The sequence below is a fragment of the Azospirillum sp. TSH20 genome, assembly GCF_003115935.1.
Classification (GTDB): Bacteria; Pseudomonadota; Alphaproteobacteria; order Azospirillales; family Azospirillaceae; genus Azospirillum.
The window spans coordinates 17025-32440 of sequence record NZ_LGQU01000118.1 but is presented as its reverse complement, the minus strand read 5'-3'; the positions used below and the strand labels follow the sequence as shown (position 1 = coordinate 32440).

The following is a 15416-nucleotide window of genomic DNA, read 5'->3' as shown; positions in this document are numbered from 1 at the left end:
ATGTTTGCTCAACCAGTCATTCTTCCCAGGAATGAGATGCAGAGCCCCCGCCGCTTCCTTCCCTCCCTGGCCCTGCTCTCGGCGTTCGAGGCGGCGGCGCGTACCGGCAGCATCACCGCGGCCGCCAAGGAACTCTCCCTGACCCAGAGCGCGGTCAGCCGTCAGATCAAGGCGCTGGAGGAATTGCTGGAGGTCGAGCTGTTCCACCGTGAACGGCAGACCATCCGCCTGACCGCCGGCGGCGAATATTACGTGCGCGAGGTCCGCGACGCGCTGCGCAAGATCAGCACCGCGTCGCTGAACCTGCGCGCCAACCCCTTCGGCGGCACGCTCAGCATCGCCATCCTGCCGACCTTCGGCACGCGCTGGCTGGCGCCGCGTTTGCCGAACTTCCTGGCCGACAATCCCGGCATCACCATCAATCTGGTGACGCGGATGGCGCCCTTCGATTTCCGGCTGGACCCGGCGGATGCGGCGATCCATTTCGGCCGTCCCGACTGGCCGGGCGGGGAGATGGCGCTGCTGCGCCGGGAGACCGTCATCCCCGCCTGCAGCCGGGGCTTGCGCGACCGCTTCGACTTCCGCCAGCCGGCCGACCTGCGGCTCGCCCCGCTTCTGCATCTGACCAGCCGCCCCGATGCGTGGGAGCGCTGGCTGACCCTGCACCGCACCCCCGCCGACGGCGTGCACGGCATGCTGTTCGACCAGTTCGCCACGGCGTCCCAGGCGGCCATCGCCGGGCTGGGCGTCGCCCTGCTGCCGCTGTTCCTGATCGAGGAGGAGTTGCGCTCGGGACAGCTGGTCCCGGCGCTCGACCTGCCGATGGAGAGCGAGAACGCCTATTACGTCGTCTGGCCGGCGGAGCGGGCGGGCTATCCGCCGCTCGCCGCCTTCCGCGACTGGATCCTGGCGGAGACGGCGGACTGCCGCGACCCTGCAGGGTCATGAGCTTTGGTCATGAAGTCGGGAAAAACAATCGCAATCCAGCGCGGCAGATCGTTGCTATAGCAGCGGCTTGGAAGGGACCGCACAGGTCCGGCAAGCCAACGCGAGCGAGATTTGGAATGAGCGTCCAGACGATTACCCGTGCCGTTGCCATCAGCCCCAATGCGATCCGCACCCTGTTCTCGACCGCCATGTCGGAGATGTATCGGACGGAGGTTCCGGCCTATCAGACGCTCGTCGAGCTGGTGGAGGAGGTGAACGCGGCGGTGCTGGCCGCCGACCCGGCCGAACGCCACCGGCTGGAGGCCGCCGGCGGGCTTGCCCGCATTTCGGAGGAGCGCCACGGTGCCATCCGCCTCGGCACCGCGCAGGAGCTGTCGACCATGCGCCGGCTGTTCGCGGTGATGGGCATGCATCCGGTCGGCTATTACGACCTGTCGGAGGCCGGCGTCCCCGTCCATTCCACCGCCTTCCGCCCGGTGGACGGGGAGGCGCTGAACCGCAACCCCTTCCGGGTCTTCACCTCGCTGCTGCGGCTCGACCTGATCGCCGACGCCGATCTGCGGCGGGAGGCGGAGCGGGTGCTGGCCGCCCGCAGCATCTTCACTCCCGGCTGCCTCGCCCTGATCGAAAAGGCGGAGGCCGAGGGTGGGCTTGACGAGGAGGATGCCGACCGCTTCGTTGCGGAGGCGCTGGAGACCTTCCGCTGGCACAGCCGGGCCAACGTTCCGCTGGACCTGTACAACCGCCTGCACGACGCCCACCGGCTGATCGCCGACGTGGTGTCCTTCAAGGGGCCGCACATCAACCACCTGACTCCGCGCACGCTGGACATCGACGCGGTCCAGCGGATGATGCCGGAAAAGGGCATCGCGCCCAAGGCGGTGGTGGAAGGCCCGCCGACCCGCCGCTGCCCGATCCTGCTGCGCCAGACCTCCTTCAAGGCGCTGAGCGAGCCAGTCGATTTCCGGGCCAGTGACAATGACGGTGACGGTTGGCGGTCGGGTGTCCACACCGCCCGCTTCGGCGAGATCGAACAGCGCGGCATCGCACTGACGCCGAAGGGACGGGCGCTGTACGACACGCTGCTGCAGGACTCCCGCCGCCTCGTCGCTCCGGCCGCTGACGGCTCCAACGCCGCGCAGTATATGGCGGCGCTGCAGGAGGTGTTCGCGCCCTTCCCCGACAGCTGGGATGAAATCCGCCGCGAGGGGCTCGGCTACTTCGCCTATTCGCTGACCGAGGCCGGCCGCCGCAACCCGCCGGCGCCGGGTGCCGACCTTGAAACGTTGATCGAAAGCGGCCTCGTCCGCTTCGACCCGGTGGTCTACGAGGATTTCCTGCCGGTCAGCGCCGCCGGAATCTTCCAGTCCAACCTGGGCGATGATGCGCAGCAGGACTTCACCGCCAGCCCGAACCAGCAGCGCTTCGAAGCGGATCTCGGCGCCGCGGTGCTGAACCCGTTCGACCTTTATGCGGAGGTCGAACGGGCCTCCATCGCCGCCTGCGTCGCGGCGAAGTAGGTCAAGCGGACATGGCGGCGGGGCGGAAGGCGCCCGCCGCCAGCCAGTCCTCGAACGCCGTCGGCGCCAGCGGCCGGGAAATCAGGTAGCCCTGGCCGAAATCGCAGCCGTGCAGGCGCAGCCAGTCGTAAGCCTCGTCGGTTTCCACCCCCTCGGCGATGACGAGATATCCCAGGTCATGGGCAAGCTCGATGGTCGAGCGGACCATGATCTGGTCGCTGCGCTCGGCGGCGATGGCGCGGATGAAGCGCTGGTCGATCTTCACCGCCGTCGCCGGAATGTCCTTCAGATAGGACAGGGCGCTCTGCCCCGTGCCGAAATCGTCGATCTCCACCGCGATGCCCAGGTGGCGCAGCCGGCGGAGCTGGCGGTCGACCTCCGCCCGATCGGTCATCAGGGCGCTTTCCGTCACCTCGAAATCGATCCAGTCCGCCCGCACCCCGTGGCGGTCCAGCATCGCCGCCACCCGGTCGGCGAAATCGCCGGTGCCGAGATCCAGCATCGAGATGTTGATCGACACCGGCAGGGCGATGCCGCGCCGACGCCAGTGCGCGACCTGCGCCAGCACCGCCGCGATCACCCATTCGGTCAGCGGCCGCACCAGCGCCGTGCGTTCGGCCAGCGGCACGAATTCGGCCGGTGAGATCGGCCCCAGTTCCGGATGGGTCCAGCGCAGCAGCGCTTCCGCGCCGATGCAGCGGTCGGTGCGCAGGTCGACCTTGGGCTGGTAGGCGATGTGCAGCTGATCCCGCGCGCCCATCGCCTCGGTCAGGCTGCGCAGCAGCAGGAAGGCACGATGGGCGGCGCGGTCCTGTTCCTCGTCATAGGCGCACCAGGGCTTTTGCTCCTCCAGCGACTGGTGGGCGGCACTGGTGGCCGCGCGCAGCAACTCGACGCCTCCCGGCGGACTGTCCGACCGGTGGACGAAGCCGATGCCGGTGGATGTGGCGATCGGCACGCCCTGATATTTGAAGGGGCTGCGAATGGCGGTGCTGACGCGGTGGAGCGTGGAAACAAGCTCGCCGTCCGCCGCGCCGTGGCCCTGCAGGATGAAGGCGAAGCGGGCCGGCGAGACATGGTAGAGCCGCGTCCGCTCCGGCAGGCAGGCGAGGATGCGGCGGGCGCAATCCACCTCGAACGCATCGGCGCAGACCTGCCCCAGCACGCGGGTCAGCTCGGCATATTGCTGGGATGCCGCGGTGTCGATCACCACCGCCGTTTCCGCGGACTCCGCCGGTTCGGCCGTCATGGCATCGACATCGGCGAGGAAGCGGAAGCGGTTCGACAGCGCGGTAACGGGATGCAGATAGCCGACCGCGCGCCGCGCCTCGATATGCGCCATCGTCATCGCCGACAGGTCGCGCAGCGCCTCCTCCTCCTCCGGAGTCAGGGCCGCGCGCGGCTGGTCATCGATCACGCAGATGGTGCCCAGCGCCAGCCCGTCGGTCGTCCGCAACGGCGCCCCGGCATAGAAGCGGATGTTGGGATCGCCGGTGACCAGCGGGTTGTCGGCGAACCGCTCGTCCTGCCGGGCGTCGGCGACCACCAGCAGGGCGTCGGATTCCAGCGCATGGGCGCAGAAGGCGTGGTCGCGCGGCGTCTCCTGCACCGGCAGCCCGATCCGCGACTTGAACCATTGCCGGTCGCGGTCCACCAGCGAGATCAGCGCAACCGGCACCTTCAGCAGCTTGGCCGCCAGCCGGGTGATCTGGTCGAAGGCAGGTTCCGCCGGTGTGTCGAGCAACTCGTACCGCTGCAACGCCACGAGGCGGTCGTCCTCGCGGGCCGGGATCGGCGGCAAGGCCGACGCGGGCATCATGGGGATGGTCATCCTGTTCCCGGCAATATCGTCTTCAACAAAGTCCGGCACCGATCCTGCCGTCAAATCCGTCAATGAGCCAGTGAGAATGGTGCAGCGCAGCATAAAAACAACCCGTCGTCCTCAACTACGCCGATTTTCGCTCTGCAATTTTTCGTCCCGGCGCCGCTCGATGGCGGCCAGCGCCGTCACCGTCAACTGGGCCAGCACCATGCGGTCCACCGTGCCGAAGCTGCGCGGCACCGTATCGATCAGGCAGACGGAGCCGAGCGCCAGCCCCTCCCGGTTGATGATCGGCGCGCCGGCATAGAAGCGGATGTGCGGTTCCCCCAGCACCAGAGGATTGTTCTGGAAACGCGGGTCGCAGGCGGCATCCTCCACCACCATCGGCAGGCTCTGGCGGATGGTGAAGCGGCAGAAGGCGATGTCGCGCGAGGTTTCCTGCACGGCAAGGCCGCGGCGCGCCTTGAACCACTGGCGGTCGGCATCCAGCAGCGACACCAGCGCGATGGGCACGTGGAAATGGTCGCAGGCCCAGCAGACCAGATCGTCGAAGGCCGGCTCCGGTTCGCTGTCCAGCAGTCCCGTGCGCCGCAGTGCATCCAGCCTTGCCGCCTCGTCATCGATGGGGACCGCGCCGCGCGGGATGATGCTTGGAGAAACCTCCCGGGCGGTGCCGCTCGCGCCGGTCTCCGTCAGAAATGTCATGGGCTGGGGCTCCGCAGTGCGATGGATAGGGCTGCGTTCCTTCTACGTTTGGGCGCAGTTTTGGATTTGCGGATTTGGAATTATTTGCTGCCGCGTAGCGGGACGACCGCCCCCATCCTTGCCTGCGGGCAGTCCGCGCTATTCCCCCACCGGCGGGGACAGCGTCCCATCGGCCGCCTCTTCCGCCGTCTTGGGCATCCGCCGGCTCATGCCGCGCAGGACCGCGGCGACGCCCAGCGCCAGCAGCGCCATCGCCCCCACCAGATTGGTCTGGATCGCCCCGCCATAGACATAGCTGGTGAGGTACAGCGCCGCGATGCCGACCGTCATGGCGGTGACCGGCACGCCGAAGCGCAGGAACGAGACGAACGGCATGTGGTGCCCGTCCTTTTCCAGCAGCCCGACGGTGGTGACGTTGGCGCTGGCGCCGATCAGCGTGCCGTTGCCGCCCAGGCAGGCGCCGAGCGCCAGCGACCACCACAGCACGTTGGTGGTCATCTGCAGTTCCGCACCGCCCAGCCCGGCCGCCGTGAACTCCGTGGCGAAGGAGGCAGCCAGGACCCGCACGATGGCGGCGGCGGCGATGGTGTAGGGGATGTTGTCGACCACCGCCGACACCACCGCGCTGAACACCAGGATCAGCAGGGCCGCGGTCAGCAGCTTCGCCTGCAGCCCCATGCCGAAGCCGACGGAGACCGCCTGCACCAGATCCTGCAGCTTCGCCGCAGCGGCAGCGATCAGGCCGGTATGCTCGGCCGAGCTGATGGCCATGAACAGGAAGATGAAGAAGCCTAGCGTCAGCCACTCGATCCCATGTTCGAAGCCATGGGTGAACAGATGCTCCGCCTTCTTGGCCCCCAGCGGGCCGCGCAGGATGATGTGCCGACCGGCCATGGTCAGCACCGCCCCGGTGAAGGCGACGACGCCGACCGGCAGATGGGTGATGCTGTGGGTGAAGAAGCCGAGGAAGGTCAGCCCGACCACGCCCAGGGTCCAGGACAGCACCTTCGGATCCTGCAGTTCCACCGTTTCGGCGTCGCCCTCGCTCTCGGCATGGGCGCCGGCCAGATCCTTGCGGTACCAGAAGGCGCTGAAGGCGCAGAGCGCGACGATCATGAAGATCACCGGCACGGTCAGGAAATAGATGAAGTCCATGAAGGGCAGGCCGGCCGCCACGCCGACGATGACGTTGGGCGGGTCGCCGATCAGCGTCGCCGTGCCGCCGATGTTGGCGGCCATCACCATCGGCATCGCCAACGCCCACACCGACACCCGCAGGCTGCGCGCCGCCTTCGACACCACCGGCGCCATGAACAGCACGGTGGTGACGTTGTCGGCGAAGGCCGACAGCACCGCCGTCGCCACAATGACCGTGTTCGCCAGCAGCTTCGCCCGGCCGCGCGCCCAGGCAACCATGCGGGCGTTCAGCCAGTCGAAGACGCGCGTGCCGATCAGGACCGACACGATCGCCATCATGCTGCCCAGCAGGAAGATGACGTTCCAGTCGACCGCGCGCACTGCCGTGTCGAAATCCATGATGTGCAGCGGCGTCGCCGCCGAGACCATCAGCATCACGGCGACGATGGCGCCGGCCGCCAGCGTCTTGTGGAAGGTCTCGGCGATCAGCGTGGCGAACAGCGCCGCCAGCAGCAGCCCGACGGCGATCTGGGCGCCGCCGTCCGTCGAATAGGCGAAGTGACCGGTATCGGCCAGGACGGCGGTCGGTGCCAACAGATTCACGGTTGCGGCGACCGTCGCGGCTGTGGAGGCCATGAGCTTGACGATGGGCCTCATGGTCGGCTCCCCGGTTCTTGAGTCACGGCGCCCCCGGTTCAGCGGCAGTTCAACGGCAGTTCGATGGCAACTCCCGCCGGCGTCGCTTCCGTGTTCGTTACTCGACTATACTAATATATTAAAGTGGGTCGACAACATGGTAACCGAGCCCGGAGACCTTGGCGCCAAAATGTCGCATGTCATGCGGAAATATGGACTCAGCCATGACGGCAGACGGTCATGGTGGAGGGGAGTTAAAACTGTGTGGGGATCGCCAGGATATCGCCAACCATCATCGGAGTTTACTTGGCGACTACCGTGGTGACTCCAGGATGATTGCGGATGGCCACTTTCCTCTACCCCAACAACGGAGCGGACGCCCTGATGTGATTGTCCGCCGATGACATGGCCGGTTTGCAGTCGTGCCGGTCAGCTTTCTGCCGTGTTGGTGCAACGCAATGGGGGGCTGACGTGTTTCGCGCTGGGGAGCCGTGCCGCTCCCGCGCGACAACGACCGGGCCTTTACCGATCGCCCGGCATTTCGGTCAGGAGCGTCACAGCATGCCGGACGACCAGCAGCACAGGGACGTCGTCACACTTGCGGATCAGGATGCCGGCCGCAGCGAACGCGGACAGCCGGCCGCCGAAGCCGGCCGCAAGAAGCCCGGATTCATCCGGCGCCATCCGCTGGCCATCATCGTCAGGCTGGTGGTCGTCGCCTTGCTGGCGGTGGCCGGCTACATCTATTGGCAGCGCAACATCCATCCCTATGAATCGACCGACGACGCCTTTATCGACACCCGCCAGTTCCCGATCGCGCCCAAGGTGTCCGGCTATGTGGCGGAGGTGGCGGTCGGCGACAACCAGCATGTGAAGGCCGGCGACCTGCTGTTCCGCATCGATCCGCGCGATTATCAGACCGCGCTGGAGCAGGCGCAGGCGCAGATCGACTCCGCCCAAGCCGCGATCACCGGCTATGACGCCCAGATCGCCGCCCAGCGCGCCCAGATCGATCAGGCCAGGGCGGAGGTCGCACAGGCGGAGGCGGCGGTCGGCTTCGCCAAGGAGGATGCGGCGCGCTACCGCGACCTGCAGTCCCGCGGCGCCGGAACAGTGCAGCAGGCGCAGCAATCGACCGCCAACCTGCAGGAACAGCAGGCCAAGCTGACCAGCGCCAACGCCGCGGTGATCGCCGCCGAACGGCAGGTCGGCGCGCTCCAGGCCCAGCGCACCAGCGCCGAGGCCGATCTGGCGCGCGCCAGGGCGCAGCTGGCCCAGGCGAAGCTGAACCTGTCCTACACCACCATCACCGCGGCGCAGCCGGGCCGGGTGGTGCAGCTGAGCGGGGCGGTCGGGCAGTTCGCGCAGGCCGGCCAGAGCCTCGCCATCTTCGTGCCCGACGACATCTGGGTCACCGCCAACTTCAAGGAAACCCAGATCACCGACATGCGGCCGGGTCAGCCGGTGAACATCCGCATCGACGCCTATCCCGATCAAAAGGTCACCGGCCATGTCGACAGCGTGCAGCCCGGCTCCGGCACCGCCTTCTCGCTGCTGCCGGCCCAGAACGCGACGGGCAACTATGTGAAGGTGGTGCAGCGCATCCCCGTGAAGATCGTCGTCGACCAATGGCCGGACGGCGTGTCGATCGGCCCCGGCATGTCGGTGGTGCCGCGGGTGACGGTGCGATGAGCGCCGCGGCGGAAGGCGCCAACGCCGGCGGCTTCGATGCGTCGCAGAGTGCCGCCGGCGGCCGCAATCCCTGGATGATCGCCGTGGTGGTCTCCATCGCCACCTTCATGGAGGTGCTGGACACCACCATCGCCAACGTTGCCCTGCGCTACATCTCCGGCACGCTGGCGGTCAGCGCCGACGAGGCGTCGTGGGTCGTCACCTCCTACCTCGTGGCGAACGCCATCGTGCTGACGGCCAGCAGCTTCATCGCCAAGCGCTATGGCCGCAAGCGCTTCTACCTGACCTGCCTGGGGCTGTTCACCGCCAGCTCGATCGCCTGCGGCTTCGCTTGGAATCTGGAATCGCTGCTGCTGTTCCGGGTGCTCCAGGGCTTCGCCGGCGGCGGCATGGTGCCGATCTCGCAGTCGATCCTGGCCGACAGCTTCCCGCCGGCCAAGCGCGGGCAGGCTTTCGCCATCTTCGGCATCGCCGTGGTGGTGGCGCCGGTGGTCGGGCCGACGCTGGGCGGCTGGCTGTCGGACAATCTGTCCTGGCACTGGTGCTTCCTGATCAACGGACCGGTCGGGCTGTTCGCCTTCGCGCTCGTCAGCTTTTTGGTTCAGGAGCCGAAATCCGCCATCGAGGAGCGCCAGCGGATGAAGCGGCAGGGCATCCGCATGGATGTGGTCGGCTTCCTGCTGGTGGCGACCTTCCTCGGCTCGCTGGAGGTGATCCTCGACCGCGGCCAGACCGACGACTGGTTCGCGTCCGGCTTCATCATTATCTTCACCGTCATCTGCATCGCCGCCTTCTGCCTGATGATCCCGTGGGAGATGACGCGGGAGAACCCGATGCTCGACCTGCGGATGGTGGCGACGCGGCAGTTCGGGTCCTGCTTCCTGGTGATGCTGGCGACCGGCGCCATCCTGATCGCGACCACCCAGTTCCTGCCGGAGCTGCTGCAGGCCTATTACGGCTTCACCGCCACGTGGGCCGGCCTCGCCCTGTCGCCGGGCGGCATGGTGACCATGGTGATGATGATCGTCGTCGGCCGGCTGTCCGGACGCATCCAGCCGAAATACCTGATCGCCACCGGCGCCACCATCGTCGCGCTGGCGATGTGGGACCTGACGCGGCTGAACCCGGAGTCGACCTTCTGGTTCTTCGCGTGGTCGCGCATCTATATCGGCATCGGGCTGCCGCTGATCTTCATTCCGATCACCACGGCGTCCTATGACGGCATCCCGCGCGACAAGACCGATCAGGCCTCCGCCCTCATCAATGTCGCGCGCAATGTCGGCGGCTCCATCGGCGTGTCGATCGCCCAGAATGTGCTGGCCATGCGCGAGCAGTTCCACCACAGCCGGCTGGTCGAGACCATCGTCCCCTCCAACCCGGCCTATCAGCGCACCCTTGAACAGGCGACGACCTATTTCTCCTCCGCCGGCGGACAGGCGGGGGCGCGGGACCGGGCCATCGCCTATATCGGGCAGCAGGTGCAGATGCAGACCGCCTATTGGGCCTACATCGACGTGTTCTTCGCCCTGATGCTGATCTCCGCCTCGGCCGTGCCGCTGGCCCTGATCCTGCGGCGGGTGAAGCACTGAAGACCGGCGGGACTCACGCCCCGGCCTGTCCTTCGTACCAAGGCTTGGATGCCTTGACGATGCGCACCACCGACAGCATTACCGGCACTTCGACCAGCACGCCGACCACGGTGGCGAGCGCGGCGCCGGAGCCGAGCCCGAACAGGCTGATGGCGGCGGCGACCGCCAGTTCGAAGAAGTTGGAGGCGCCGATCAGCGCCGCCGGCGCCGCCACGCACCACGCCACCCCGAACCGGCGCGACAGCCAATAGGCCAGACCGGCGTTGAAATAGACCTGGATCAGGATCGGCACCGCCAGCAGGACGATGACCAACGGCTGCGCCAGGATCCGGTCGCCCTGGAAGCCGAACAGCAGCACCAGCGTGGTCAGGAGCGCCAGCAGCGACACCGGCTGGATCCGGCTGAGAACGCGCGCCAGCGCCGGCTCGCCGCCGGCCGCCAGCAGGCTGCGCCGCCAGAGCTGGGCCGCCAGCACCGGGATGACGATGTAGAGCAGCACCGACAGCAGCAGCGTCCCCCACGGCACGGTGATCGACGCGACGCCCAGCAGCAGCCCGACGATGGGCGCGAAGGCGAACACCATGATCAGGTCGTTCAGCGCCACCTGGCTCAGCGTGTAATGCGGTTCGCCCTCGCACAGGTTCGACCAGACGAACACCATGGCGGTGCAGGGCGCCGCCGCCAGCAGGATCAGTCCGGCGATGTAGGAGGAAATCTGTTCCTGCGGCAGCAGCGGGGCGAACAGATGGCCGATGAACAGCGTGCCGAGCAGCGCCATCGAGAAGGGCTTGACCGCCCAATTGATGAACAGCGTCACGCCAATGCCGCGCCAATGCTCACCAACCTGTCCCAGCGCGCCGAGGTCGATCTTCAGCAGCATCGGCACGATCATCAGCCAGATCAGCACCGCCACCGGCAGATTGACCTGGGCGACCTCCGCCGCCGCGATCGCCTGGAACAGGCCGGGCACCAGATGGCCGAGCGCGATGCCGGCGACGATGCACAGCGCCACCCACAGGCTGAGATAGCGCTCGAACAGGCCCATGGCGGGAGGCGCCGCCGGGGCGGTGGAGTGGACGTCAGCGGACATCGGTGCCGCCCTCCGCCCGTGCCATGTCGTCCATTTTCCGCTTCAGCGCCATACGGTCGAGCGACGCGATGGGCAGGGCGGCGAAAGCCTGGATGCGGCGTTGGATCTGCCCGAACACCGTGGCGGTGAAGGCGGCCTTCTCCGCCTCGGTGCCCGTGGCGCTGGACGGATCGGGGAAGCCCCAATGGGCGCTGATCGGTTGGCCCGGCCAGACCGGGCAGACCTCTCCGGCGGCGTTGTCGCAGACGGTGACGACGAAGTCCATGTGGGGGGCGCCGGGGGCGGCGAACTCGTCCCAGGTCTTCGACCGCAATTCCGCCGTCGGGAAGCCCAGCCGCTCCAGCAGGTCGCGGACATGGGGGTTGATGCGCCCGGACGGCTGGCTGCCGGCGCTGAAGCCGCGGAAGCGGCCCTTGCCCTCCCGGTTCAGCAGGCATTCGGCCATGACGCTGCGGGCGCTGTTGTGGGTACACAGGAACAGCACGTTGTAGACGCGATGCTCGACCATTCTTCGCTCCGTTTGCAGGCGGTCAGCAGCCGCGGCGCGGCCCTGCGGACGCTCCTTGGCAGGGATTTTCCTCGGTCACCGTGTTGGCCGGTCCCGGCGTCGGCGCGCAGAGCGGCACGCAGGCGGCGGGATTGGCCGACCGGCCGCAGCAATTCTCCGACAGGAAGCCGACGATACCGGTCATCCGTTCGAAATCGGCCGAGTAGATCAGCGACCGGCTCTCGCGCCGCTGCACGATCAGCCCGGCATGGGTCAGGTTGGACAGGTGAAAGGAGAGGGTGGCCGGCGCGACCGCCAGCGCCTCCGCGATCGCCCCGGCGGAGCTGCCCTCCGGCCCCGCTTCCACCAGCAGGCGGAAGATGTCCAGCCGCGTCTCCTGCGCCAGCGCCGCCAGTCCGGCCAGGACGTCCTTCTTCTCCATGCCGGCCCCCGTAAATTCGATGTTTCAACAAGTATCGAATTAACTGCCGTGGATAGGGCTGTCAATCTCATTTCGATGACAGTCGAAATGACCGGTGGCCGGCCGGCGCCGTGGACAGGACTGCCTTCCGGAGATTGTCGGCAGCCGCATCGGCGGCGCGGCGAGTGTCAAGATCCAGTTAAGAATGCGGCACAACCAAAATCATATTACGTCATAATTCAGAATGATTTTATCTCTATGCTTTTGAGTCCCTATAGACAAGCGAGCCATCCAAACATACCTCTATCGATAACGCCGATGACGAAGAGGTTTGGGGCGATCAACGCCTTCTTCGAATTCATTGTCCATTCATGAGCGATGTCCGCCAACAGGCATCGACTTTCGTCCGCTGCGCGCCCGGCGCGGCGCGCGTCTTTCTGGATACGGAGAACTCCCCACCATGCCCGCGACCATGCAACTCGTCGAGTTCGGCTCCTCCGACATCGAAAACACCCTCGGCAAAATGAGCGCGTCGGAGATCGACCGTCTGGCGTTCGGCGCCGTTCAGCTTGATGCCACCGGTCGCATCCTCCAATACAATTCCGCCGAAGGCGCCATCACCGGACGCGACCCGAAGACCGTCGTCGGCAAGAATTTCTTCACCGAGATCGCCCCTTGCACCAACACCCCGGCCTTCAAGGGCGTGTTCGACAAGGGAGTGAAGTCCGGAGACCTGAACACGATGATCGAGTACACCTTCAACTACCAGATGCAGCCGACCAAGGTGAAGGTCCACATGAAGAAGGCGTTGATCGGCGACAGCTATTGGGTGTTCGTCAAGCGCCTGTGAGCGGGTTGCCATGACGATCCAACGATGGTGGCGAAATCGCGAGAGCCTGAGCCGGGTCGTGTGCGATTTGCTGGCCGGCGAATTCGCACGGCTTCGGCCGGGCGGTTCGCCGCCGGCGCATCCCCATCGCTGGCCGGAGACGCTTCCGCTCGGCCCTGACGGGGTAGGAGCCGACTCCCTCGATCTCCTGCAACTCGCCGCGGCCCTCAACGAGGCGCTGCACCTGCACCGCAGCGGCATCGAGGATTACCTTCTGGTGCATCGGACGGTCGGGGACTGGCTCGACGTTTGCGAGGCGGCGCTCGGCCGCTTCGATGGTGCGCTGAGTTTCCGCACGTCGGGCAGCACCGGCGAGGGGAAGCGTTGCGAGCATCCGCTGGCCGCGCTGGAGGAAGAGGCCGACGCGCTGGCCGCTCTCCTGTCCGGCGGCGCGGAGGCGCCGCGGCGTGTCGTGAGCGTCGTCCCCGCCCACCACATCTACGGCTTCCTGTTCACGGTGCTGCTGCCGGACCGCCTCGCCGTCCCGGTGGTGGATGGACGCGGCACCTCGCCCGGCGGTCTTGCGGCCCGGCTCGGCCCCGGTGACCTCGTCGTCGCTCACCCCGACTGGTGGGGCGCCTTGCTGCGTTCCGGCGCGGCCCTGCCGGACGGGGTGACGGGCGCCAGTTCCACCGCGCCCTGTCCGCCGGACACGGCGCGCGGCGTGCGTGGGGTCGGGTTGGCGCGGCTGGTGGAGGTGTTCGGGTCCTCGGAAACCGCCGGGCTCGGCTGGCGCGAGAGCCCCGACGCACCATTCCGGCCCTTTCCCTGGTGGCGTTTCGGCGACGACGGCAGGGTGACCCGGCGTCTGGCCGACGGAACGGTCCTGTCCGCCACACTCCAAGACCGGTTGAGTCACGACGAAGAAGGCTTCCGTCCAAGCGGTCGCCTCGACACGGTCGTGCAGGTCGGTGGGGTGAACGTGTCACTGGCGGGGGTGCAGGCGCATCTGGCCGGCCATCCCGATGTCGAAGCCGCCGCCGTAAGGCTGATGCGGCCCGAGGAGGGGACACGCCTCAAGGCCTTCATCGTCCCGGCACGCACGGCACCACCACGGGAGGAGCTGTATCGGCGGCTGACCGACTGGATCGAGGCGACGCTTCCCGCCCCGCACCGTCCGCGTGCCCTTGCCTTCGGCCCGGCATTGCCGGTGAATGGAATGGGAAAGCCCTGCGACTGGCCGCTGGCGACTGACCGCTGACGTCGCAGGGGTGAGCGGCGGGGCGGGTTGCCCGCGGAACTCGTCTGGAAGACGCGGGCCAACCGCTCCCCTCGCCGGGCTTAGAAGCCGATGATGCCGGTCATCCAAAGCAGGATCACGATAATTCCGGGGACACCCAGAAGCCAAAGCAAGATAGGCATGCGACGCCTCCATATTCCGAGGGACAGGTTGGAAGAGCAGAACTCTTCGATGCTGCCGATTCAACGAAACAGCGTGGGCATCTGTTCCATCATTTTTTTGCCGCGCTCACGGTAGACGCAAAAATTTCAAGGGCGTCGCCGATGGAACCGTTCGGAATTGGGCGGTGGGCAGGCGATGAACTCCCTCAATCCTCCAGCAGTTGCCGCCCGTTGGCGATGATCGACACCAGGGCGTCCATCACCGCCCGCACCCGTGCCGACCGCCGCAAATCGCCATGCACCAGCAGCCACAGCTCGCGCGGCTGCGGCGGCGGGGGAGCGGGGTCGGGCATGACCGCGACCAGGGCGGGATCGGACCGGCCGAGGAAATGCGGAATCGCCGCGATGCCGACGCCGGCCGCCGCCGCGCCGCGCAGGCTCATCAGGTCGTTGGCGCGGAAGACGAAGGGTCGGCGGCCGGCGATCTGGCGCAGCCAGCGCTGTTGCGGCACATGGTCAAGGCTCTCGTCATAGCCGATGAACTCCCAGCCGGCCTCGTCCCGTCCGTCGAGATAGCCTTGCGTGGCGTAAAGCCCGTAGCCCATCGCGCCGACGCGCCGGGCCACCAGCCCCTCGTCCTCCGGCCGCTGCAGGCGCAGGGCGAGGTCGGCTTCCCGCCGGGTCAGGCTGACCGCGCGGGCATCGCCCACCAGCTCCACCACCAACTTCGGCAAGGTCCGCCGCAGCCCGGCCAACCGCGGGGCGAGGAAATGGCTGGCGAAGGCCGGCGGGGCCGACAGGCGCACCGTGCCGGCCGGCTCGCCCGGCTGGCCGCGGGCATGGCGCTCCACCGCCAGCACGCCGTCCTCCACCCGGCGGGCCAGCGCCGCGAACTCCTCCCCCTCCGCCGTCGGGGCGTAGCCGCGCGGCAGCCGGTCGAACAGGCGCACGCCCAGATCGGCTTCCAGCGCCGCCACCCGGCGGGCGACCGTGGAATGGTCGACTCCCAGCCTCCGCGCCGTCGCCGACAGGCTGCCGCTGTCCGCCAGCGCCAGGAAGATGCGCAAGTCATCCCAATTCATCGCTCACCAGTTCTGCGTAAAAACACCCGGCTTGTGAGCAATCTTGCCGAATGTCCG

The 15416-nt window shown here is 67.5% G+C and carries 13 protein-coding genes; 6 read left to right on the top strand and 7 right to left on the bottom strand.

What is annotated here, in order from left to right:
* Positions 1 to 36: 36 nt before the first annotated feature.
* Positions 37 to 948 (top strand): LysR family transcriptional regulator, encoded by a 912-nt coding sequence (locus tag TSH20_RS28445; RefSeq protein WP_109156700.1) that lies wholly within the window; start codon positions 37 to 39, stop codon positions 946 to 948.
* 116 nt (positions 949 to 1064) lie between these two features.
* Positions 1065 to 2468, top strand: a complete 1404-nt coding sequence (locus tag TSH20_RS28440) for a VOC family protein (protein WP_109156699.1) — start codon at positions 1065 to 1067, stop codon at positions 2466 to 2468.
* A 1-nt stretch (position 2469) separates the two neighbouring features.
* Here the strand turns inward: TSH20_RS28440 and TSH20_RS28435 are convergent, their stop codons facing one another.
* The 3 genes from TSH20_RS28435 to TSH20_RS28425 all read right to left on the bottom strand — a co-directional run bounded on the left by TSH20_RS28435 (position 2470) and on the right by TSH20_RS28425 (position 6789).
* On the bottom strand, positions 2470 to 4287 hold the full coding sequence (locus TSH20_RS28435; RefSeq protein ID WP_247871433.1) for a sensor domain-containing phosphodiesterase: 1818 nt from the start codon (positions 4285 to 4287) through the stop codon (positions 2470 to 2472).
* Between the two features lie 123 nt (positions 4288 to 4410).
* Entirely contained in the window at positions 4411 to 4995 is a 585-nt protein-coding gene (locus TSH20_RS28430; protein WP_109156697.1) for a GAF domain-containing protein, read from the bottom strand.
* A 138-nt stretch (positions 4996 to 5133) separates the two neighbouring features.
* Entirely contained in the window at positions 5134 to 6789 is a 1656-nt protein-coding gene (locus TSH20_RS28425) for an SLC13 family permease (RefSeq protein ID WP_109156696.1), read from the bottom strand.
* Positions 6790 to 7329: 540 nt separating this feature from the next.
* Between TSH20_RS28425 and TSH20_RS28420 the strand changes: the two genes are divergently transcribed.
* Positions 7330 to 8460, top strand: coding sequence for an HlyD family secretion protein (locus tag TSH20_RS28420; protein WP_109156695.1), 1131 nt, complete (start codon positions 7330 to 7332; stop codon positions 8458 to 8460).
* Positions 8457 to 10049 (top strand): DHA2 family efflux MFS transporter permease subunit, encoded by a 1593-nt coding sequence (locus TSH20_RS28415; RefSeq protein ID WP_109156736.1) that lies wholly within the window; start codon positions 8457 to 8459, stop codon positions 10047 to 10049. The genes TSH20_RS28420 and TSH20_RS28415 overlap by 4 nt, the downstream gene beginning before the upstream one ends.
* 13 nt (positions 10050 to 10062) lie before the next feature.
* Here the strand turns inward: TSH20_RS28415 and arsB are convergent, their stop codons facing one another.
* From arsB to TSH20_RS28400, 3 genes are read right to left on the bottom strand one after another with little or no spacing between them, the layout of a single operon-like run.
* Positions 10063 to 11139 carry an ACR3 family arsenite efflux transporter gene (arsB, locus tag TSH20_RS28410; RefSeq protein ID WP_247871432.1) on the bottom strand — a complete coding sequence of 359 codons (1077 nt, stop codon included), beginning with the start codon at positions 11137 to 11139 and terminating at the stop codon, positions 10063 to 10065.
* On the bottom strand, positions 11129 to 11647 hold the full coding sequence (locus TSH20_RS28405; protein ID WP_109156694.1) for an arsenate reductase ArsC: 519 nt from the start codon (positions 11645 to 11647) through the stop codon (positions 11129 to 11131). The genes arsB and TSH20_RS28405 overlap by 11 nt, the downstream gene beginning before the upstream one ends.
* 22 nt (positions 11648 to 11669) lie before the next feature.
* The gene (locus TSH20_RS28400; protein ID WP_247871431.1) at positions 11670 to 12068 is read right to left on the bottom strand and encodes a helix-turn-helix transcriptional regulator; all 399 of its coding nucleotides are present in this window, start codon (positions 12066 to 12068) and stop codon (positions 11670 to 11672) included.
* 439 nt (positions 12069 to 12507) lie between these two features.
* Here TSH20_RS28400 and pyp point away from each other — a divergent pair, with 439 nt between their 5' ends.
* A complete protein-coding gene (gene pyp / locus TSH20_RS28395; RefSeq protein ID WP_247870963.1) occupies positions 12508 to 12897 on the top strand; it encodes a photoactive yellow protein in 390 nt (129 codons plus the stop codon).
* Between the two features lie 10 nt (positions 12898 to 12907).
* Positions 12908 to 14137: a 4-coumarate--CoA ligase gene (gene pcl, locus TSH20_RS28390; protein WP_109156693.1), complete on the top strand. Its 1230-nt coding sequence runs from the start codon at positions 12908 to 12910 to the stop codon at positions 14135 to 14137.
* Between the two features lie 346 nt (positions 14138 to 14483).
* Here pcl and TSH20_RS28385 read toward each other — a convergent pair whose 3' ends face one another.
* Positions 14484 to 15359 carry a LysR family transcriptional regulator gene (locus TSH20_RS28385; protein WP_109156692.1) on the bottom strand — a complete coding sequence of 292 codons (876 nt, stop codon included), beginning with the start codon at positions 15357 to 15359 and terminating at the stop codon, positions 14484 to 14486.
* Positions 15360 to 15416 lie beyond the last annotated feature (57 nt).